This window comes from Flavobacterium cellulosilyticum (assembly GCF_004349355.1).
Lineage (GTDB): Bacteria > Bacteroidota > Bacteroidia > Flavobacteriales > Flavobacteriaceae > Flavobacterium > Flavobacterium cellulosilyticum.
In genome coordinates this window covers 74,410-99,321 of the sequence record NZ_SMFK01000009.1, presented here as the reverse complement: position 1 = coordinate 99,321, position 24,912 = coordinate 74,410, and the positions used below count along the sequence as shown (strand labels likewise).

Here is a 24,912-nt window from a genome sequence, read left to right as displayed (position 1 = left end):
ATTATTGGTTTGATTTTTTAATTTCTACTGCATAGACTTGAGTAATTCCTTCAAAATTGGCCCTGAAAATGATCAATTTTCCGTCGGGTGAAAAATGCACATTGGGTTCTAATTTGTAATTATGATTTTTCATATTCACTAACTTTTCAGCAATCAGACTATCCCCTTTTGGAACAAAATGATACAACCACATCCCATCTTTGGCATGAGCCACCTGACCAGAATCGCCACCATCACCTGCAAAAGATTTCATATCTGGTGCTATGTTATAATGAATCGACCATTCGTCACGTTTTAGAGCATACCTTTTTTCTTTGTTAGTATCTAAATTTTTACCGGCTAAATAAAACGTTTCTCCTCTTGGTATTTGCAAATCAAACCAAATTGTTTTTCCGTCAGGGCTAAAAAATTCATGTCCTGCAATTTCTCTTTCAACAGTTCGTTTGTGGATAAGGGTTCTTTCTTTTGTATCAATATCAATATTCCAAATTCGATCTACTTTATGCCAAGGTCCTTCATGACAATACATAAATAATTTTGAATCCGTAGGGGAAAAGAGTTCATGATTCAACCAAGCATTTTCATCAAATAACCTTGTTAATTTTCCATTTACCACGTCTACTGTAATTAAAACACGATTCAGTTTGGCATCGTAAATTTTATCAAAATAGCTCGATTTTGATGGATTGTTTTTAAAAATTTCCTGCTCTTCTTTTGAGGATAAAACACCCCCAAGTAAAGTTTCATCTGCATTTAATGTTGCTACTGAACCTACTTCATCATCAGGAAATTTAAAAATAAAATTTGTCTCATGGGTATCAATATGTGTAGAAAAAATACTGTCTTTAATTCTATAGTACACCTTGCGGGTTTTTACCCCAACAATTTCACCACTTTTATTTCCACCTCTATTTGTAATCTGATCAATCTTTTTGGTTTTTAAATCAATCGAAAATAGTTGTTGCCCTTGAGCAGTACTTCCATAAAAAATCATCAACCAGCTCTTTTTGTCTTTGGTTGGCAAAAAAGGATTATTATTAAAGTAAAAACTACTGTTAGCCCCTTCCCTGTCTATTAATTTTTCGACTTTGTGTCCTGTTGTAGCATCTATCCAAACCTTAGCCAAAGAACTTTCTTTGGATGTTTCTAAAACTGGTGTTTTGGTTTGAGTATTATTATTATTATTAAAACTCGTGACTATTTTTTTTTCTTTACAGGAATAACAAAATAAAATAACAATTGCCAACACCGTTTTAATACTTTTCATTTACTAATTAATTAAAAGATTTTAAGTAAAAATAAAGTATCTCATTAGAATTGCTATCCTGTTGCATCCTGTTTTCAATTTATTCAGTATAATTTTTTTTTGCTTAGAAAATTTGTGGGAAAATAAAATCAATATTAGAATTAGTCGTTTCTAGTTACTCTACTGATTTAGCTAAAGAAATGAAGTCTTTACAATACTTTAGGGACCAAAAATTAGTTGGATTCAAATCATAATTTTAAAAAATTAATTGGAGATTTGAAAGTTAAGAAATAATTTTAACGGATTGTTTATTTAGTAAAAAAGTTGGAACCATTTAAAATTAGCTAAACTATAATTACTTCTTTTTTATTTTTTTTTAGAAAAAAAGTTATATAATCTCTAAAATAAAATCATCAATTTTTAGAAATAAACAAATAAAACGTACTTCGACTTTGATCAGTTCAAGCTCAAAACAAAGAAATCGGTAGCAATAAACCAATTCTTGGTTTCCTTTATTACTTAATGTTTTCCTAGATTGAGTGGTAGAACTAAAAGTAGTACAACTAATTTTCTTCAATAATAATTAAGTTTCTTTTTGTTTAAAATAAGTTAATATATACCCAACATTTTACAAAAATCAATCATTAAAATTATTAAAGTTCAAATTGCTTTTGCACAATAGTAAAGTAATTATTTTGAATGAAATTATTAAAACTAATTAATTGATATTTAGACGTTTGCAAAAATTAGTTTAATGCTAGTTTTTAGGATAAAATCTATTGAAGATATCAGGATAGAACAGGATAGATGGAATTATTAAAATACTAAATTTGATTCATTAATCAATTAAATTATTTATATGGGAAAACTAAACTATTAATGTGTTTGATACTGTGTGTTTCTTTATATACATCAGGATATGCTCCGAGAAAATAGATGTCTAAAATAATAACTGATGAATCAGGTATTATATACTAGGAGTGAGTGTTGTGACAAAAAGCACAAAAAAAGAAGTAACTACTTATTGTATTAGTTAAAAGGTTAAATTGAAATATACCATTAATTAGTTTTTTCGTATGTAAACAATTAACTACTAAATAAGGGTTATTTTATTGCATATGTAATTTAACATCAAAATTTTTTTTTATTTAATAATTTTTTTCCAAATTTAATGTTGGATAATTAAAAGATAATACATAGTTTTGCGTAATCGATTACATATTAGAAAATAATGATTTTTTTTATTGCTTTATTGTGTACTAGATTGACAATTTTTTAATATTAACTAAACAAAAAAAACTACATGAAAAACAAAATCACTCTTTTCTTGATTTTTGTAATGGGAGTGCTAACCTACACTTCTAGTTATGCGCAAGAAAAAAAAGTAACAGGAACTGTTACTGAACTGTCTAATTTGCCGCTGCCAGGGGTAAACGTTCTCATAAAAGGTACTCAAAAGGGTGTAAGTACTGATATGGATGGGAAATACAGTATAACTGTAGCTCCGGGAGAAACACTATCTTTTTCGTTTTTGGGATTTAAAACAAAAGAAATTAAAGTGGGAACGGCCAATTCTTATAATATTTCTTTGGAAGAAGAAGGATCTAAACTTGAAGAAGTTGTTGTGGTAGGATATGGTACAAAGAAGAAAAAAGATCTTACAGGTTCAATTGTAAGTGTAAGTTCTGAAGATATTGCGTCTAGACCTGTAGTAAATGCAGTTCAAGCCATGCAAGGAAAAGCTGCGGGTGTAGATATTTCTAGCAACGAGCGTCCTGGGACAGTTGGAAGTATTAGAATTCGTGGATCTCGTTCTATCTCAGCTACAAATTCGCCACTTTATGTTGTAGATGGAATTCCATTAAATTCAGGTGGAATTGATTTTATTAACCCAAATGATATTGAAGCAATAGATATTTTGAAAGACGCTTCTGCTACTGCTATTTACGGTTCTCGTGGAGCGAATGGGGTTATTATCGTTACTACTAAAAAAGGTAAAAACGGTAAGTTTACTTTAAATTACGATACAGCTGTTAGTACAGAAACAATTCATGAGCGTGCTCCTAACATGAATGCTGGCGATTATATTGAATTACGTCGTTGGGCCAGATATTATTCTAATCCAACTGCATTTGCAAAAGGAGATGCACCAACAATTGCCAATGATAGAACTATTTTCTTAGATACTGCTGATCCAACTGCATGGGCTAACATCGAAAAAGGATGGGCTACTGGAACTTGGGATGGCTCTAAAGTAGCGACTACTGACTGGACTAAGTTTGTTACTCAAACCGGAATTACACAGCAACATACTTTAAGTGTGAGTGGTGGTTCGGATAAAGTTAAAGCGTATGGTTCTTTTGGATATATGGAAAATACGGGGACATTAAAAGGTCAAAGTTACAATCGTTATAATGGTGTTGCAAATATAGATATTAAGCCTAAAGAATGGTTTTCTATGGGAGCTAATCTTAATACTAGTTATGGTATTCAAGAATTCGGTCAATCTACTGTAGGTAGATCTGCTGTTGCAACTTCTGGTGGAATTTATACCACTGCAAGACAAAATCTACCTTACGCAATGCCTTTTGATGCTAATGGTGTAAGAATTCAAAACCCAGGAGGGGATTCAACTATCAGAAACGTTTATGATGAAGACAAATATTCTCAGGATCAACGTATGACTTTACGTGCGTTCGGAAGTTTTTATTCTCAGATAGATTTTGGAGGTTTTTCTGAAAAACTTAGCGGCTTAAAATACCGTGTAAATTTTGGTCCAGATATTACTTCTTATCGCAATGGGGTGTTTTTAAATGGACTGTCATCTGCTCGTTCAGGAACAAGTTTTGCTTCATTACAAAAGCAACAAACCATATCCTATACTTTAGATCATTTGCTTTTCTACAATAAAACAATAGGAAACCACGATTTTGGAATGACATTATTACAGAGTCAAACAGAATATTCAATGGAAGAAAATGCTATGTCGGCCCAAAACGTTCTGAATGTAGCTAATAAGTGGAACGCTTTGACTCCTGCAAATGTAACTCTTGCTGGTTATTCATCAAACCTTACTAAAACTAGTTTATTGTCTTATATGGGTAGAATAAACTATGGCTATGATGATAAATATTTATTTACAGCATCAGGTCGTTATGATGGTGCGTCTCAATTAGCTCCTGGAAACAAATGGTCCTTTTTCCCAAGTGCTTCGTTAGCTTGGCGTTTGGATAAAGAAAGTTTTTTACAGGATGTCTCTTGGATAAATCAATTGAAATTGAGAGCAGGATATGGAATTACTGGTAATGCTGCGGTTGATGCTTATGCAACTCAACCTCCATTAGACCCAATTCTTTATGCTACTTCTTCAGGACTTGTAAATAATTCAAAATTAGGAAATATTAATCTGGGTTGGGAAAGAACAACACAATACAACTACGGAGTTGATTTTTCATTAATTAATAATAGAATATCAGGTAGTTTAGAATATTATACTAGTGGAACTGAAGACCTTTTATTCGATAGAGGTATTCCAACTATTACGGGTTTTTATACTACTTACCAAAATGTTGGTTCAACAAAAGGGAATGGAGTAGAACTTACTTTGAATACTGTAAACTTTAGAACAAATGATTTTGAATGGAGCTCTAGCTTAAGTTGTTCATGGCAAAAAAGCAAAATCGTTTCATTACAAAATGGAAAATTTAATGATATAAATAATAATCGTTTTATTGGGCAGCCACAAGGAGTAATCTATGGTTTTGAATCAAACGGAATATGGAAACCTGAGGATGCTGCAGAAATGGCAAAATTTAATGCTGCTGCGGGAAGTACCGTTTTCACATTTGGAAACGCAAGACCTGTGGATCAAAATGGAGATTATAAAATTGATGCTAACAATGACCGTGTGATAATTGGTAGTACTGAACCAAAATTCATTACTGGATTAACCAATACTTTTAATTACAAGAATTTTGAATTTTCTTTCTTTGTATTTGGTCGTATGGGGTATATATACAATGCTGGTGGTGAAAACTTAAGTGGAAAAACTAGCCAAAGACAAATTGACTATTATACTGATAACAACACGAATGCTGCATATCAAAAACCAATCTTTTCAGCAGGAACGGGAGATCTTTACAATACTATTTTAGGTTATAAAAATGGATCTTTCTTAAAAATACGTAACATTTCATTAGGATATACGATAAAAGACAAAATGGCTGATCTGATAGGTATTTCTAGAATGAGATTATTTGTTCAAGCAAGCAATCCAGGTATGATTTTCTCTAAACTAAAATGGACAGATTTAGATACTCAAACTACATCTTCAAATAGAGGATTTACTTTAGGCCTAAATGTAGAATTTTAAAATAAAATTTTTTAATACAAATAAAATATGAAAAATTATAAAACACTATACATCAGTTTGATGCTAGTAGCTGCAATAGGTCTAAGTACTTCTTGTAGTCAAGACTTCTTAGATGAAGAATTAACCACCGCTTTTAATAAAGAATATTTGAAGACAGAGGATGGAATTCAAGCATTGTCTGTTGGTACTTATTATCAGGTATTTGCTTTAGATATGAACCGTGAGGTGCCACTAACAGCAAATGAATCTGGAACAGATGAATTTCATATTGGTGGTGATCCATCAAATAACTTATGGAACTCCTATGCAAGTGGCTTTGGTTCTTTTGTAAATGTATCTAACGCTAATACTGTTGCTGCTAATACCAATTGGGACAATTTGTATGTAGGAATCGGTAACGCCAATCAATTGATTGAGTCTGCAACTGCAATTGTTTCAACAAATGATGCCATCAAAAAAGTTGCGTTAGGAGAAGGTTACTTCATGAGAGCCTATAACTATTTGAAATTGGTAAGACAATATGGTGGTGTTCCACTAAAATTAAATGTAAGTACCACAGTAGAATTAGAATTTACTAGAGCTACTTCAGAACAAATTTATACGCAAATAATCGCTGATTTTACACAAGCGTATAACTTGTTAGCTAATGTAGGTGCACCAAATAAAATTACAAAAGATGCTGCTGCTCATTATTTAGCAAAAGCATATTTATCACGTGCTAGCGAATTGAATGATTCTTGGAACTCAGCAACAAAACTTGCCGATTTGCAAAAAGTAGTAAGTTTTTCTGATGAGGTAATTTCACGCCATCCATTAGCGCCAAACTATGTCAATTTATGGGACTTTAAAGCGGCGAATGGTGCAAATGAAAAACTGTCTGAATTAATTCTTGCTGCAGATTTCAACTCCAATCAATTGACTACTGGAGGGAATCAACAACACCTGTATTTTATTTCTACTTATGATCAATTACCTCAAATGATTCGTAATACAGCAGGAGGAAGGCCATTTAGTCGTTTGGCACCTACTTATTTTACATTTGATGTATTTGATAAAGTAAATGATTCTCGTTTCTGGAAAAGTTTTCAAACAAAAGCATTAGTAAATAACAAATCTGGAACTTATTATGTAAATGGGGATTTAGGATTTATGTACATTATCAATGCTGCAACTGATACTCGTTTTGCAAAAACTAAAAATACAGATGTAATTACTTATTCAAAAACAGGAAAAACGATACCTTCTGTTTTTGTTGCTTATGCTGCGGATAAAGTTGGCTTAATGGCTGATGTAAGATTTCCATCTCTTAGTAAATATATGGACGGTTCTAGACTTGATTTTAATGCTATAAAAGGAAGTCGTGATATCATTTTAGCACGTTCAGCAGAAACTAGTTTATTTGCTGCAGAAGCAAAAGTGCGTTTGGCAAAATTAGGTACTGGTGCATTTTCAGATGCATTACCTTACGTCAATGCCGTACGTAATCGTGCTACTTATAAAGTAGGAGAAGATAGAGCGGCATACACTGATGGTTCAGCTGCTTGGTCTGTTGCTGTTCAAGGAGGTAGAGCGAGTTCATTTATGAGTGAAAACTCCTATTATGAATCTAATAATATTATACCTACAACTCTGGCAACGAGTTTAACAATTGCTAGTATTAGTGCTTTACCAGCAGAGGATCAAGCCGTAATTACAAAACTTGGTTACACTAGCGATTATGATCGTATGTTGTGTTTAATATTGAATGAGCGTACTAGAGAACTTTGCGGCGAATTTCATCGTTGGGAAGATTTGAGTAGAACTAAAACATTGGTAGCTAGAGCAAAAGCTTATAATCCAGAAGCTGCAGCAAATGTTAAAGATATTCATATGTTACGTCCAATACCTCAAGCTTTCTTAGATGCTGTTTATTCAAGCGGAAAACCATTGTCAGCTACTGAAAAACAAGCAATGCAAAATCCTGGGTATTAATTAATCACTCTAAAATCTTAGAATTTTAAGCGCTATAGTTCAGACTATAGCGCTTTTTTTTTTTCTCTTTGGTTAAAGAACAGTTGGTGATCCATTATGTTTATTAGATACCTAATCAAAACTAGGAGGGTTTGTTCTCTACTGAATAGCAACCAATTAGCAATAGGGTTGATTCATATTCGAAATAGGAGGGTAGTTCAATCTTATCTTTTATATAATATATTTTAGAATACTAATAGCTAAAATAACCATAGCTTTATTTTAGTTTTTATACTGTAAATCCTTGTTGTCTGATTAAATCTTTTCACAAGAGATAAAACGGAATAGATACAGTCGCTACGGGACATTAGGGTTAGATTGACTTGATTTATTTCTACCAATATTTTGCTCCTAACGGAGCTTACCTTGTAGAGGTTAAATATTGGCAGTAAGAAAGTTGTAATATGTGATTTGTCCCGTAGGGACCGTACTTTTATAAAGAATTAATTTTACCGGACAATAATGACTATAAATATTATTTCAAAAAGATTTTTCCATTTGCCAAGTTTAACTTCTATGAATATATAAGCTGGTTTTTAAATGCCCTAAAACCGTTTCTAATGAATATATTAAGTTCGGTTTTTATACTCTTTTATATAGGAAACATATTTGGTATTGCTTTTTTTAATTGTAATAAATGATTTTCTGACCATATTATGAATAGACCAAAATTTTACCGATTCAATAGTATATATTTTTGATTAGTAAAATATCAATATTCTATTACCAAATGAATAATTTCAATATGGCATAATTTCGTAAATATTTAAAATCAATAGGATCACCCAAGTGCTTTGCTCGAATTGGCAGAGTAATTTTAATGGTTTTTAATTAGAGTTCAAATCCAGATAGCTGTTTAGGATTTTGAGTAAGCAATATTCGGACATCCTTTATAGATGAACCACACATCTTTGTAAAGGCATTTTAAGACAAACTTTATTTAATGATTTTATAGCTGATTTATCGCCATCAGATGGGATGCTTTTTATTTTGATTCTCAGGTTGCTAAAGTCTGTAGTTCTTCTGTAATCTCTTTAAAACACCCTCCATTCCTCATTCTAGAAAGCTGTGTTAGTATTAAATGAAAGTTTAATCTAATAGTATTTGAAAAATAGCCCCTATCCAAGAATAAATAAATTTCATTAATAGCGCTAAATTCTAAAACAGCAGTTTTGCAAGCATTTTAGAAAACAGCGTTGTAATGTCCAGCTATTACAACCTTATTCAAATGCTATTTCATCAAAATATCATTGCCAATTATACAATTTTAAACCTGATGTCTCTATTCGAATCCGCAATAGATTTATTATTTGCTTACAATTATTGACCACAATTTTCACATTTAAATCGTTGTTTGTTTTTCCTTATTTCCCATTTAATTGTTTGAATATTTTTACACGTTAGGCAACGCTTTTTTGGAGTTTTTCATAAATAAAAAAAGTTTATTGAAACGAATTTCAATAAACTTATGGCAACATCTTATTTTATATTATTTCCAGCTTTTTACCAACCATTTTTGACCATTACATTTAAAAAAGTGTTATAGCAAATAACCAAAAAGGTCACTTTAGGATTTAAAATATTAAAACCTAAAGTGAACCTAATTTTATTAACCAAAATAAAAAACTGTTTGCTAAACTAAGAAATAATACAAATAATTATTGCCAAGTAAATGGTAAATACCAATTGTTTACATTCATTAGTTTAGTTCGAACGGAGCTTGCTTGAGAATTTCCTTCTTTATTAAGTTTATCATATACCTTATCTGCTAAAAAAGCAGGGTTTTTGCGGCGTAATGCAACACGTACAAGATCTTCCCAACGGTTTCCTTCATAAGCAAGTTCTAATGCATCTTCATTAATAATATTATTTTCAATTGATATTAAACTATCTCCTACTACTGGGGCTCTTTCTAAATAGGCACGTCCACGAATACCTGTACCACGGTACCAATTTCCTCTATAAAAAGGAAAGTCCCCTTGACGTGCATCAAAATCATAAGGGAAGGCATCTTTGGTTTTTTGAATATTTGTAACATCAATAGTACCTGGTACATCATATGCAGCTTTTATACCAAAGTTTAAAATGGCATCAGCAATTTTGTGTTTATTATCTCTATTTGCAGCTTCTGCATATCGTAAATGCAATTTTGCAGCACGATATAAAAACCAGTCTCCACCTGTTTGAAAAGCATCTGCTGGATTAAGAGTAACAGGGTTTAGGAATTTATAGAGGTATTTCATAATAACCTCGTCACCGTCAATTACAGTATAACTAAATTTTTGACCACGTGCATCATAAGGAAAGCCATTTCTTTGTTTATTATTATTCCATAAACTAATCGCTTGCTGAGAAGGTTTCGCTAAATACAACCCACTTCGATTTGAAAATATGTCGATGAATGGGTTTTTAGGTGAAAATTTACTGTCAAATGGTAAAGACCAAATCCATTCCGTATTCCACAATACATCTCTACTACGAGCAAACATAGATCTCCAACCTTGTGTATTGTTATTTATTAAAGATCTAGCATCTTGTTCAGAATATCTAACATAACCTACAGCAAAATCGTTATTGGTTGCTACTTCAGCATATTTTATACGATAGTTATCATAACGCTCTGTATCAGTACCACTATTAGTTGACGTTTCCATAACCGTTTTGTAATGTTTAGCTGCTTCATTATAATTCCCTTTCCATAGATTTAAATCTCCCAATAAACATTCTTTATTAACAAAGAATTTAGCGGTATTATAACCGTCTACATTAATATTTAGAGTGTTTGCTGAGTCATATGGGCTCGTATACGTTAAGGTCGTGGTAAACGTTAGCAGTTTGTCTAATAATTGATCAAATGGAATTCTAGGATATTTTGAACTGTTTTTTACATCATCTAAATTTTCGATTGGATCTGTAATATAAGGAACATTACCATATTGAATCCCTAATTGTAAGTATACCCATGAACGTAGAGCTCCGATATCAGCATAACGTTGATTGTATTGTGCTTGGGTAAATTTCTTATTAGCAAGCATAATATCGAAATTCTTAAGAACGTCATTACAATTTAGAATAACTTCATAATAATCTTTCGGGTTTGCATATGGATTATTTGCAGAAACATTATGTTCTGAAATCTCTTTTAAATAAGGACTTGAATTTCTTGTAGTAGTCATCAAATCTGCTCGCATTTCGTTAAGAATTACGTATTTTTCTGCAAGGCCCATGAATTTACCATAGATTCCTACTACCGCTGCATCTGCATCATAAATATTACGGTATACTTGATCGCCAGAAAGCTTGTCTTGAGGTTGTACATCAAGATAGTCCTGACAGGAGTGTAAGCTAACTACTATTGTCATCAACCATAATCCGACTACGGTACTGTTTTTTATTTTTGTTCTGATTGTTGTTATCATTTTTTTGTTCTCTATAGTGTGAAAAAAATTAAAGGCCTAAACGTAATCCCAATTGAAAGGTTTTGTACTGCGGTGCTAAACCGATATCAGCTCCTTGTCCAAATATGGATGAAGTAGCACTAAATTCAGGGTCATATCCTAAATAATTTGTTAGGGTAAACAAGTTACTAGCAGTAGCATATATTTTTATAGATTTTACATAATTCAATTCGTTAACCTTAAAATCATAACCTAATACTAATGTTTTTAGTCTTAAATAAGAACCATCTTCAATCCAACGACTTGAAAATTCTGAATTTCCTAAAGGATCACCCCATGTGGCTTTTGGAATATCACTTTGCTGACCTTCTGCTCTCCAACGATTTTCGACAGCAATACTTTGATTTTCATAACCACTCATTTTTTCTAGGTTATAACGTAGACCATTATAAATGTCGTTTCCTACTGAAAAATTAAATAAAGCTTGAAGGCTGATTCGTTTATAAGTAAAATTTGTTGAAAAACCACCTGTTAAGGTTGGATTTGGATTACCAATTATCATACGGTCTTTATCATCAATAACTTTGTCACCATTTGTATCTGTAAATCGGATATCTCCACCACCAAAAGGAATTAATTGCCCATTAGTTAATCGTCTTGACATACCATCTGCTTGAGCTTCTGTAGTAGTTTTATACACTCCATTGCTTTGTAAACCATAAAACAAATTAGCATCATTCCCTACAGATGTTATATAAGTAGCACCGCCAAAATGAGTTAGTATATTTCCGCTTGGAAGGCTTTGTATTTCGTTTTTATAATTAGCTAAATTAACGCTAACATCAAAAGTGATATCAGAAGTATTGATAATACGACTGCTTAAAGTCAACTCAGCACCTAATGTTTTCATCTTACCACTATTAGATACTATATAATCAAAACCACTTGTTTTAGCAATTGATTCATAAATGATCATGTTATCAGTTTTGTTAGAAAAAACATCAATAGTAGCATTTAAACGTTGATTAAATAAGCCTAAATCAAGACCTAAATTTAATTTTTTAACCGTTTCCCATTTCAAATCTGGATTTCCAATGTTACCACGTACTAAACCTTGTATACCCAATAAATTTTGAGAAACGTAATATTTTTGAGCTGTGAAATTACCAATATCATCATTGCCGCTTTCACTAACACTTCCTCTAATTTTTAAATAATCGATAGCTTTTAAATTTTTCATGAAATTTTCAGAAGAAATTAACCAAGCACCTGTCAAAGAAGTCATCAAAGAATATTGATTTGAGCCATTTTTATCACCAAAACGACTTGAACCGTCTACAGCATAACTTGTGGAAATGAAATATTTATCTCGATAATTGTATTTGGCATTTGCATAAATGTTTAACCAGTTCCATTCTCCTAAAGCTCCGCCAACGTGACGTAAAAGGTTAGAACCAGCACCTACACTTGTAAAGTCATCCGTTGCTGAGTTATAACCTAAACCCAAATCACTTTCAGACTTATTACTCTGAGATCTTACGCCAAAACGCATATCTAAGTTATGATTGTAATTGAATTTTTTAGCGTAATTAGCATAGGTGTCAGTATAAATACTAGACAAACTTTGTACTTCATTTCCAGAACGGTTTTTGCCAATTGCAGTAGGAAGAATAATGTCTGCAATTCCCTTGTCTGGAATAAAGAAAGACTCTCTCTCTTTGTTGAAAGTCAAACCAAAAAGAGTAGTAACATTCCAATAATTATTAATTACATACTTAAAATTCAAGTTTCCGAAGAAACGGTAGTTTTTATTAACTCCAATTCCGTTATTAAAAATTGCGTCTGGATTTCCTACATTAAAGTAATCTACGTCAGCTAAGTTAGGAGAAACTCCACCTAAATCATTTATGTCATTAACAGCTAAAAAAGGTGCTTTTGTCAGTGCTAAATACATAGGACTAGTTTTATAAGCTAAACCTTGATCCCATTGATTTTGTATATTATTGATAAAAGATAGGTTCGCATCTACTGTAAATCTTGACGTTAAACGCAAAGCTGCATTTAAACGAGTACTATAACGTTGAGATCCAGTATTTTGAATAATGCCTTTATTGTCAAGAAAACCTACAGATAAACCATATTTTGCGATGTCATCTCCACCACGAACTTTAAGAAAATAATTTTGGCTTTGGCTGGATTTAAAAACTTGATCTTGCCAATTAGTTTGATTGTGATATTTGTAATATCCAGAAACAAGGGGGTCATTATTCATAAAAGGCTGATTGGCAATTTGATCTTGTGTTAATCCACGAGAAATCCCTAATTGCGAAATATGTGTGCGGTATGCATCAGCTCCTAAAAGAGGTAATTGGTCTGGCGTCTGATTGGCACTGCCATACATGGTAAAATCAATTTTCGTTGACAAATCTACCGGTCGTGTTGTATTAATGATAATAGCTCCATTTGCTCCTTTGGTTCCATAAATAGAGGAAGCATCTTTTAGAACGGTTACGTTTTCAATATCTTTTACATCAACATTAGCTAGAGGAGAGGAACTGTTGTTCTGAATTATTCCAGAACCATAATCTTCATCATCATAGATCATTCCATCTACTATAATTAACGGTTTATTAGTAGCATATAATGAATTAAAACCACGTAAATTTAATTGTGCACCAGCTCCTGGAACACCTGATTTTCTTATACTATTAAGCCCAGCAACCTTTCCTTGAAGAAAATCTCCAACAGATTCTTTTACGGGATTGGCCCATTGATCTTTATTGAAATTGACTACGCTTACCGCTTTAGTATTAGAATACTGTAGCTCGTCACCCGAAGGTAAATTAGCTATTTCATTGGATTGCGCATAATTGGCTTCATATAGTACTATTTCTATACCCGATTCTTGATTTTTAAGAGCATAAACTTTAGTTTGAAAATCTTGACCACTAATAGTGATTAAAGACTCTAAATGAGGCACTCTAATTTTAAAGCTACCATCGTTATTTGTAATTGTGGCCGAATAGCCTTTTACAACGACATTTATACCTGACAGTCCTTCTTTTGTTTTTGCGTTTTTAATAACGCCTTGTACCGTGACTCCTTTTGCTTTGTTGAATTTTACGACAGTTGCAGTTGAATCTTGAGAAGTCTGAGCGTACAATTTAGCGTTAAGATTACCAGCAAAAAAGGTACTTATAAGGCAGGTTAGTTGAATTATTTTTAGCATAACTAATTTTTTATATAATATTATTTAATGACAGGAACAAATTTCAAATAATCAAGAGTAAGTGAGTTATTCCCGTTTGTGGTTGTATTTGCAGCTATTAGTGAAATCAAATCTATGTTACCTGCTTGCTCCAAAGTAAAATCTCCAAGATAAACTTCATTATACACTCCAACTGCTACATCAGTATAATCGAATAATTTAATAACATCTTTTATAGTTCCATCAGCTTGAACTACTCCTCCTATACGAAGACGTTGTTGAAATACATTAGTTTGTACATCATTAATCGCTCTCCAATATACTTTGTAAGTGGTGCTATATAAATTACCAGAATTATAGTTTAGTGTAAAAAGGGAAACACCCGGGTTTTGTACCATAATATCGTTATAATTAATTCCTAATGGATCTTGTTTGTCACGATAGAAAATCTTACTTCGTAGGTTTGTTGGTAAGAATGATGAATTTTTTTCCCCTTCTATTTTGGTTGTAACCAAACGATCTACTAACGGAACAATTACTTTTTTAATACGATATATAATACCATTACTTAAAATAATAGGCTCTCCAATAATTTGGGTTTTGTCAATGGTTACATTTACACCAAAACGTGAAGTCAATACACTTGGTATTTCATTTGGTAGATAGGCTTTAGGAAAAGCCATATCTCTAATTGTAAAATAACTAGTTAAAGTTGTAGTGAAATCTGCTTTTGGTGTAGTTAGATATGGTTTTAGTTTGTCAACTTCTGCGGTATAACCATCATTTTCCATCAAAAACAACGTATAAGAATTTTTCTCATTATTAAGGTTGTATACATTTCTTAAATAAGAGTTAGTTAATGAGTCAGACATTGCACCTGGTATTGCAGTACTTTTTGCAATACTATCAGCTTTATATATGTTTAATTCTTTTAAACTAATCAAATATTTACTCATTAAAGAGGAGTTAACCTGACTATTAATATACTGCCAGATATTCAGCTTTGGAGTCAATGCTTTGTTTATGATGTGATATACACCATTTTTAGCATATTGATCTGCTGTTACAATAGTTGCATCTGATATCAAAGTATTACCTTTAAATTCTAGATATTTACCACTCAACATTTTTATTTTTATGCTGGCTTGAGTTCTTATGGAGGAGTACGCAGTTAAAGCAATATGGTTTGCTACAAAAAGAGAAAGTGCCTCAGGAGTGCTTAATTTAGCAGGATCCACTTGGTCCATAGCTTCATTAGTTGGAGCGAAAACAGTATACGATTTAGATTCAGACAGAATTTTATCATATCCAGTTTGAACTACTAACGCACCAAACTTTGAAACCTCAGTCTTTTTAGTAATTACCTCACTGAGATTGACACTTAGATTTGCATCTCCATTATTTTGGCGATCTTCCCAAGGGTTAGAACACGAGACTAAAGCTATTGTCAGAACTCCAACAAATAGTTTCTTATATTTTGATTTTAATGAGATCATTTTTTAAGTGATTAAATTTGTATTTTGATTACTTTTTAAATTTAAAGGTGTGATTATTGGTAGATTATACCATCACCGCCTGATTGTAATTTTGGCCAAAGCTGATCCATATCTATAGGTCGAAACTCAACTACATCAATCCATGTTTGTGCACCTGTATTTGATGTAAGTGATTCAAATTTTATTACGTGTCTGCCAGTTGTTGGTACATCGATAACACCACAAAGCCTTGAATTTTGATTTCTGTCATAAGGAGTAACATGGTGTTTGTACCCTTGAGATTCTAGAACTCTTTCTTCTTGATCATTTGCCGTAGCAGTTGGGTATTCTAAAAAGTTAATCAATTTAGGAAGTTCAACACCATCAAAGTATACTTTAACAAGTGGTGTTTTAGTAGTTTGTGGTCTATAACCAACCCAAACTTTATATTTTCCTTTTATAATTACAGGAGTTTTAAACTGAACATTTTGAATATAACCTGTTCTAAAACGGAGTATTTCTAGGAAATCTCCGTGCCAACCCCCTCCAGTTGAGCTACCTGCTTTACCATCCAAGTAAGTAATCCGATTAGCTCCGTCCCAAGTTACCTCACTCATTTCAGCTTGAAAAAGACTAGCTGTTAATCCTAAATGCTGTCTAAAAATAGAAGTAAGTTTTCTAAACTCAGGCTGATCTGCAACATCAAAATATACTGGCGCAGGTAAGCGTTTTTTAATAAAGAAATTTTTATTTACGAAATGTAAAACACCGTTTGAAGCTGTACCATCACTTTTTTCCCTATTAACAACAACCCCTTTTTCCAAAATACCATTGTAAACCTCTTGGTTCAATAATAAAGTATCCTTACTCAATTTAACACTTATTACTTCAAGTGGCGCTTTTGTTTCAACAGCAGGAGTAACAGCTAAATCTGCTAGGTATAGCAATTTTGGTATGATACGGTAGCTTACAAAAAGATTTAAACTATCCTTAACGTTCAATGGATCGTTCAAATGGCTGTATTTTAATTTTAAATCGGCAATGTTATTAATTCCTGCCGCTTTAAATACTTCATCAGTTTGAGTTAACACAGTTAAATATTGGTTTAAATTTTTTGTATCAGCAACTGGTTGATTTAATTTGTCATACCATCCAGTAGCTTTTAATGCTTCTGTAAATATGGTAAGCGTTTTATCTGCTTCAATAGTTTTAGCCAAAGTTTTATTTGCTACTCTTAATACTTTATCTATTACATGAATAACTCCATTCCCAACTTCTATATTAGAAACAACAATGTTTGAAGTTCTATTTACAGTAATACTTGAAACGCCATTACTATTAGATGCTCCAGTAACTAAAAATTGACCATATTGGCTTGGAGCTGCAATTTTACCATCAGTAAATGAAGTTGTATTTACTTTTTGATCTAGTATATGAAGCTTTACTAAATTTTGCAAGTCTACTAAAGGAACATCTTTAATAGATGTAACACCTAAATCACTTAAATAGTTTTTGATAGCATCATTAGTAGGAAGAAACAAGGTGTAAGTACCATATGTATTCATAAATGAAGCATAGTTGGTAATTTCAAGAATTTCTAAAAACATTGAATAATCTTTATCCTGTCTAATGTAATCCGTAATATTTAGTGTTTCATCTGTTGATTCTTTGAACTTCTCTGATGTACAATTAAGAAAGGTTATCGTTAATAAAACCCCCAAAGTAAGTCTCATCAATCTGTTTAATGTTAAATATCTTTTCATGACTTCTTTATTTATTATTTATAAAATGGATTTTGTACAAGCGCTTTATTAGAATATAATTCATAATCATTGATAGGCAAATAATGACTATTTGAATCTTTTAATTTTGTAATGATTGTTTGTTGTTGATTTGCTGGTGCACTTGATAAAGCCATATTGATTAATAATTCAATTCGGCTATAATTATTTCTTTTAGCATTTCGTAAAACATCAAACCAACGTTTACCTTCAAAAGCAAATTCGCGGGAACGTTCTGCCAAAATATAATCAATTACATCAATTTTATTTTTCCCGTCCACATTTAAAGCTGTTGCACTAATAGCAGCACGTTTTTCTCTTAAGTTTTTAATAATAGCAACTGCTTCTTCACCTTGATTTAATTCGGCAAGAGCTTCTGCTTTCATAAGTAGCACATCTGCATAACGATATACAAACCAGTGCGTGTCAGATTCTTGTAAAGATTTACGTTCGTCTGAATTTAGACCTGTAAATTTGTATATTTCATTGGTTCCAGGAACAAGTGAAGCTCGTTCACCACGTATATCTTTATTTAATGCATTATTATAATCAATACCAAATACTTCTTCAAAAACTTTTTGAGATGCAATTATCTCAGGACGTTGTAAAAACATATTGTAAAAAGGATTTAAATTTTGAGTCGTATATTGAAATTCAAAGATACTTTCAGAAGAATTACCTACTGCATACACTCTATTAAACCAACTGTTTGATGCGGGAATTAATTGATAATTATTGGAATCAATTACCTTGTTGGCCGCAGTAAGTGCACCTTGATAATTTTCCATCCAAAGATAAACATCAGTTTGCATCGCATTTATTGCATAAACCGTGATTCTTCCTTTGTTTGAAGCGATACTTTTATAATCTTTAACACCATATTCTTCTGCTAAATTTAAGTCTTTTATAACCTGAGCAAAAATTTCATTTTGTGGTGTAACTGGTAATTGAAAATTATCCAAATCAGATAGTGTAGCATTAAGTTTTAAAGGAACATTTTTGAAAGTACGGGCCAGAGTAAAATATAAATACGCTCTAATAGCTAATGCTTCCGAAAGATAATTGTTCAATTGTGCTTGTGTTAATGTAGGATCTTTAGCAAGCACAGCTGGAGCAAGATCAATAACAGTATTACAATAATTGATTACACGGTAGAATGCGGCCCAACTTGTTAGTGCATTTGCAGATACAATGTTTGAATTCATTATATCTCTTTCGTCTGTAGTTACATAAACTCCTGGAGCTGTTAAATCGCCTCTAAGTTCGCCATACATAAATAAGTATTCGCTTACAGTGTCACCACCAATACCTGGAGGGTTACTTAATAGAGAAGAGTAGATGCCTATTACAGCCGCTTGGATATCTTCTTTAGTTTTCCAGAATTCTTGACGGATGATCCCATCTTGAGGACGTAAATCTAAATAGTTGTCACATGAAATTGAAGTGACAAAAATTAAAAGTATTGCTAGTATTGAATTTATTTTAGTTCGCATAAATTAAATATTTTTTTATTTAGAAACGAGTTGTTATACCTAGTGTAAATCGACGAGTAGGAGGGGTACGAGAATAATCAATCGCAATTCCAAATGGATCGCCACCTTTCATATTAACTTCGGGGTCTTGCCCTTTATAGTTAGTAAATGTAAGCAAGTTATCTCCAGTTATATAAAATCGTACATCATCCATTTTTATTTGTTTCAAAAACTTTTTGCTGAAATTGTAGCTAAAAGTTATAGAACGAAGACGAAGAAAAGAAGCATCTTCTACATAGCGGTCAGAACCCAACCAATTGTATCCAGTGCCATAAACTGCTCTAGGCATATTCGTTACATCACCAGGATTTCTCCATCTGGATAAAGTGGCTGTACTTTGATTATCCCAACCGTACATATTTGTTGCAAGCATATCTGATCCATTCACTATGTCATATTTTAATCTATAGGTGAAATAAAGCAAAAATTTAAATTGATTATTCAAAGTAACTGTTGGACCAAAACCACCTGTGAATTTAGGGTTACTATTCCCCAAATAAACCACATCACGGCTGTCTATATTACCATCTTTATTAATGTCTTCATAAATGGCATCTCCAGGTTGGAATACATAATCTGTTTTAGGGTAATTGAAACGCATAAAAACCGTTTGACCATTAGGTCCTGTTATAACATTACCACTCGCATCTCTAGCTAAAGTAGCATCTGTATCTGTGTAGACTCCTTTAAAACGATACCCATAGAAAGAACCAAAAGGGTTATCAGTTTGAAGAAAACGTTTGAATTGTCCATTAACATCCGTATTTCCACTTTCACTTGGAAAATATTCTGAAATCTTACGAATTACATTCTCATTTGAGGAGATGTTAAAATTAAATTCAACTCTTAATTTATCAGATTTAAACGGAATTGTATTAAGACCTATTTCCCAACCTTGATTGTCTAATGTACCCACATTTTGATCTAATTTACTGTATCCTGAAATGGTAGTTATATCAAGATTTTGAAAAATTAAATCATCTGTTCTGTTTTGGTAAATATCTACATCTAATGTTACGCGTTTATCAAATAGTTGAAGGTTAAATCCTAAGTTTTTACCAGTCAAAGTCTCCCATTTTAAATTGCTTAATTCAATATTTTGTGGATAAACTCCATTAAGACCTAAATATTCGGATCCAAAATTACCATAAACATTAAAATAGCGATAGTCATAACGAGGAGCATTACCTGATTTTCCATAACTGGCTCTAATACTTAAGTCATCTATAAAAGTAAGACCTTTCATGAATGATTCGCCTGAAACTCTCCAACGGGCAGATGCAGAAGGGAATAATCCATATCTATTTTCAGGGCCAAATTTAGAATTTCCATCTGCGCGTAAACCTACATTTAAGATATATCGATCTAATAGACCATACTGTGCATTAAGCAAACTCCCTACACTTCTTGATTGACTATTATTAGTATATAAGTTTAATTCTGAATTTTGTGTTCTAGAAGGCACTGAAGGATCTGTAAGCAAAGAAGATGCTGTGTTTGAAGTTAGCGCTTGATAAGACTCATATCTATAATCATTAGATTGTAAGGATAATATAGTTTGCAATGTTTGATTTTTACCAATATTCGGAGAATATATAAAATTGGTTTTTGTAACCACATTAGAAGCATCAACATCAGCATCTGAAGCACGATTAACAACTGTTTCTGTAATAGGTCGTCCTGTCGCATTTTGTGGTAAAAAAGATTTAGCTTTTGTATTGTTGAAATCAAATTGCAAATCAAATGTAGATATCAACACTTTAGGAATGATGTCTACCATCAAGTTAAAATGCGGTACAATTCGATCTTGACTTTGATCATTGGTTGCATATTCTGCCATAGCAGCAGGATTATAAGTACGTGAATAAGATCCTTGAATATTCTGTGCTGGAGAGAAATAGTTAGGGGTTAACACTCCCATTTCATCATATTCGAAAACACCCATGTTTGGCATTTTACTATAGGCTACACTTCGCAAACGATCTGCATCTGATCCTCCATATGTATTAACATAATTACGTTGTGTGTCTGAGTGAGTATACGAAATGTCTGTTTTAAAACGGATACGATCAGAAACAATATAATCTAAGTTCAATCTTGCATTTATTCTTTCAAATCCTGTCCCTTTTGTTACCCCTTTAGAATTATAATATCCAACAGAAGTGAAATATCGGGCTTTTTCCCCACCCCCTTGTAAAGAAAGATTGTGTTCGCCCGTTAGTCCTGTCTGTGTTATAGCATCTATCCAATTGGTGTTATTACTATAGTTTTTATAATTATAAACGTCTTGAGGGTCATATTGAAATTCTTTTACATTGAGTGTATTTAATGGAACTCCACTTCGATTCATGAATTCTTCTGGAATCAATTGTGAATATTGATCTCCACTTAGCATAGGTATGGTCTTAGGCAATTTAGAATAGGTTCCTGTATAAGTGTAGCCAATCTTAGGTGCACCAATAGATCCACGTTTTGTGTTGATTAATAAAACTCCACTTGCTGCACGGGAACCCCACATTGCTGTAGCAGCGGCATCTTTCAAGATAGTGATTGTCTCAATATCCGATGGAGCTACATTGATCAAAGCAGCATAGCCTTGTTCGTCTGCAGTACCAAAATTAAAATCTGCTGGTATTGAAGTTTCGTATGGCATTCCGTCTACTACTACTAATGGATTCGAAGATCCAGAAATAGAAGAAGTACCCCTAATACGGATTTGCATTCCAGCACCTGGATCTCCACTAGTGGCAGAAATGTCGACTCCCGCAACACGCCCTTGTAATGCTTCGTCAATAGATGCTGCTTGAGTGTTTTCTAAATCACTGGCTTTTATTGTAACTGAACTTGTAGTTCGGTCCCGATCTGCAATGTTAAGAAGTCCACTGTCGACCTTTTTTTGACTCTTAATGACTACTTCATTTAAAGATTCTACTGATGGAACTAGGCTGACTTTAATTGTCTCCCGACCATTAATTAGAACTGTTTTAGAAATAAATCCAATAGTTGAAATAAATAATTTGTTTTTTGGGTTTTTGATGTGTATCGCAAAATTCCCATCAATATCAGTTATAACGCCGGTTATAGTACGGTTTTCTGCATCTTGTTCTATAACAGTTGATCCCGGTATAGGTTGTTTGTCTTTTGCATCGATTACCTGACCACGCACTAGTGTTGTTTTAGACTCTTGAGCCAAACTAGGTAGTGCTGCCATTATAATCAAGGCAAATGAAAAAGTGTAAAGTAATTTTGTGATTTTATTTCTCATTTTATTGTGCATATAAAAGATAGTTGTCTACTAAATGAATTAATGATCGATCTGCTAAGTTGTTGCTCATACTTGGAATATAGTTCGTAATTCTGTTTGCAGAGTCTTTAAATGTTAAAATACCAGGAGCACTTGTAATTTGAATATAGGTTTTCTCTCCAAGATCATTTCTTCTTAAAGTTTCAAGTTGACCATATACATTCCCATCATCTGAAGCAGTTCGTGTTGCTAAAATATGATAGCGAATAAAATCTGCTACCATGTCTTTTTGCCCTTGAAGAGATGGATTAAAATTAGGAACGCCAGTTGTTGTGTTCCCAGGAAGTTTTCCATCACGTACGGCTTGTGTAATTGCTGCGTTATTAGGTATTACAAATGTATAAGAGGTTCCAAGTTCTACTCCTTGTATCTTACCTGTCGCGGCTTCATATATAGAAGAATTGGATAAGTAACTGTAAAAAGAAGCATATTCTGAACCAGGTACTGCAGCTAAACTTTTAATTTTAAGACCTTGAACTTGTTCACTAAATTCAAGTAACTTATCTACATAATATGTACGTCCATTTTGTTGGTCTTCAAATCCAATTATATTAACAGTATTCCCTGCGAATTCATTTCCAGCGGCAAAAACTTTATTGTTTTTCCATTTTATATATTCTCCCGGAAGAACATCATCACCAGAACGAATGATGCCTGAACCTGATAAATTATTTAATTCTCCATTTGGAGTAAGTATGATTCCATTATATAAAACTCGTAATAGACGAGAACGGGCAATACTTCCCGCTACTTTTACATTGTTAACTGGAGAGGTATAGTTCCATTCTGAACGATTAATATCATAGTCGTATCCAAGACCGCGAAGAACAGTGTCAGAAGGTAGAAATAAGGTAAATTTTTGGTTGATATTGCTAATCATTTCTCTATAACCAGAACCGTCATTTAAAATTCGAGTCGTTAAGGTAAATTTTGGATCTAAATAAGCTGAAGTATATACACTAAAAAATAAGTTGGATTTTTGTATTTTATTAGTCCCATAAAAGAAGCCATTACTCAATATTTTAGCGTCTGTTATATCCGTGTTAAAGTTAAACCTAATGTTTTCTTTTAATTCGTTGTTGTATGAACCAACTTTAGAAGGCCATACTGCATTAGGAACCATGTGTGCTTTTATTAAATCCACAAAAACATATTTTGGAAGTTTTTCAAGAGCCGTATAATTTTTTAGTAAGACAGTAGTAATAAATTGTTGTAAGACAGTATTCTCAGGTACAAATAGGGTATAAGCATCACTTTGACCGTCGTTATCAGATTGTTTTATAAAGTTCTCATTGTTTAGAGAAAATGATAATTCAGGATCATATACTTTTACATATACATTGTCCGATTTTTTAGAAAAATTATGGTATGTTGTTGTCGCATCTTGGTTGAAATAATAATTAACCAAATGATCTTCAAGTAAACTACGGAAGAGAGTATATTTGCTATTACTTTCAAGATATTGGTCTATATTCAATAAAGGAAGTGAAACTTTCTGTACTTCGTGTATAACCCCATTTTCTGCAATTATATCAGCCTCCTTTACACTACCATTTAATACATTAAAACCGGAGTAGTTTGCATTTGGATAGAAAAAATTATAGTCATGATTACTTAAATTTTGTGCTGCAAAATACTCATTAGTAAAGTAGGAAATATATTTGTTGTTATTATCCCCATTAATATAATAATTGGTACCATTGCGATTAGAGCCCACAATCACTTTTGAAACCCCATTTATGATTTTAGTTTGAAATCCATCATAAAAAGCAGTTCTTCTTCTAAAAGCATTATCAACTTCCCAACCTATTGGAGATTGATAGTCAGATAGACGTTCCAAGCGAAAAGCATTATATATAAGTGCATACCTTACAATTTTAGCAGCAGTTAGTGAATCAATATTGCTAACGTTTGTAATTCCTTTTTCTTGAAAGAAACTTGTAAAAGCTTCATCATTAGGAGCCATCATAGTCCAATATCCTGCTTTGCTTAGGATGTTTTTGTAACCCGCTTTGTCGATTAGATTGGTCAGGTTTTTAAAATTGCCACGTGCCTCGAGTTGTTGGTAAATAGGGTCTTCAAGGCCTTCTGGACGAGCATAATACTCATTAAATACGTCTTGACTACAACTAGACAGGAGCGCCAGAAAAAGCAGGACAAATAAATAGTAGTGGTTTTTTTTCATCATTATGGTTTAACTTATAAAATTGTGAACAAATATTTATGCAGTTTTTAACTGTAATTTATTAATATTTTAACATTTATCAAATTTAAAGGGTTATACAGCTACATGTATCCTGTCCTATCCTGTATTAGGTGTTTTTTTTGTTGAAAAAAAATAATGGATTAAAAAATAAATTATTAAAATATTAACTATTATTCTATTAATATACCTTCACTCTGATAAAATCACATAAATTTTTTCTTTATTATGTGTTTTAATGTTGATAATTAACAATTATTTTGTTTCAAAACAGTCATATGTAAATTCAAATTGATAGCTTATTTGGCTTTTTTAGAAAATAAAATAGTAAATAGTACTGTTTTGTTAAAGGAAACAACTCTATTTAAGTAGTTCAAAGGGAC

10 protein-coding genes are annotated in these 24,912 nt (G+C 32.3%); 2 read left to right on the top strand and 8 right to left on the bottom strand.

The window, feature by feature from the left end; genetic code table 11:
- Position 1: 1 nt before the first annotated feature.
- Positions 2-1,267, bottom strand: a complete 1,266-nt coding sequence (locus E0F76_RS13235) for an oligogalacturonate lyase family protein (RefSeq protein WP_132006881.1) — start codon at positions 1,265-1,267, stop codon at positions 2-4.
- Between the two features lie 1,282 nt (positions 1,268-2,549).
- Between E0F76_RS13235 and E0F76_RS13230 the strand changes: the two genes are divergently transcribed.
- Together E0F76_RS13230 and E0F76_RS13225 are read left to right on the top strand one after the other, a co-directional pair.
- Positions 2,550-5,618, top strand: a complete 3,069-nt coding sequence (locus E0F76_RS13230; RefSeq protein WP_132006878.1) for a SusC/RagA family TonB-linked outer membrane protein — start codon at positions 2,550-2,552, stop codon at positions 5,616-5,618.
- A gap of 27 nt (positions 5,619-5,645) precedes the next feature.
- The gene (locus tag E0F76_RS13225) at positions 5,646-7,589 is read left to right on the top strand and encodes a RagB/SusD family nutrient uptake outer membrane protein (RefSeq protein WP_132006875.1); all 1,944 of its coding nucleotides are present in this window, start codon (positions 5,646-5,648) and stop codon (positions 7,587-7,589) included.
- A 1,697-nt stretch (positions 7,590-9,286) separates the two neighbouring features.
- On the opposite strand, the gene E0F76_RS13220 is transcribed toward E0F76_RS13225, so the two are convergent.
- The 7 genes from E0F76_RS13220 to E0F76_RS13190 are packed head-to-tail and all read right to left on the bottom strand — an operon-like array spanning position 9,287 to position 24,511.
- Positions 9,287-11,047, bottom strand: a complete 1,761-nt coding sequence (locus tag E0F76_RS13220; RefSeq protein ID WP_165932704.1) for a RagB/SusD family nutrient uptake outer membrane protein — start codon at positions 11,045-11,047, stop codon at positions 9,287-9,289.
- Between the two features lie 28 nt (positions 11,048-11,075).
- On the bottom strand, positions 11,076-14,255 hold the full coding sequence (locus tag E0F76_RS13215) for a SusC/RagA family TonB-linked outer membrane protein (RefSeq protein WP_132006872.1): 3,180 nt from the start codon (positions 14,253-14,255) through the stop codon (positions 11,076-11,078).
- Positions 14,256-14,275: 20 nt separating this feature from the next.
- The gene (locus tag E0F76_RS13210; RefSeq protein ID WP_132006869.1) at positions 14,276-15,730 is read right to left on the bottom strand and encodes a fasciclin domain-containing protein; all 1,455 of its coding nucleotides are present in this window, start codon (positions 15,728-15,730) and stop codon (positions 14,276-14,278) included.
- Between the two features lie 53 nt (positions 15,731-15,783).
- The gene (locus E0F76_RS13205) at positions 15,784-17,472 is read right to left on the bottom strand and encodes a fasciclin domain-containing protein (protein ID WP_132006866.1); all 1,689 of its coding nucleotides are present in this window, start codon (positions 17,470-17,472) and stop codon (positions 15,784-15,786) included.
- Between the two features lie 14 nt (positions 17,473-17,486).
- Positions 17,487-18,983, bottom strand: a complete 1,497-nt coding sequence (locus E0F76_RS13200; RefSeq protein ID WP_132006863.1) for a RagB/SusD family nutrient uptake outer membrane protein — start codon at positions 18,981-18,983, stop codon at positions 17,487-17,489.
- A gap of 19 nt (positions 18,984-19,002) precedes the next feature.
- On the bottom strand, positions 19,003-22,287 hold the full coding sequence (locus E0F76_RS13195) for a SusC/RagA family TonB-linked outer membrane protein (RefSeq protein WP_132006860.1): 3,285 nt from the start codon (positions 22,285-22,287) through the stop codon (positions 19,003-19,005).
- Position 22,288: 1 nt separating this feature from the next.
- On the bottom strand, positions 22,289-24,511 hold the full coding sequence (locus E0F76_RS13190; protein ID WP_246022061.1) for a fasciclin domain-containing protein: 2,223 nt from the start codon (positions 24,509-24,511) through the stop codon (positions 22,289-22,291).
- Positions 24,512-24,912 lie beyond the last annotated feature (401 nt).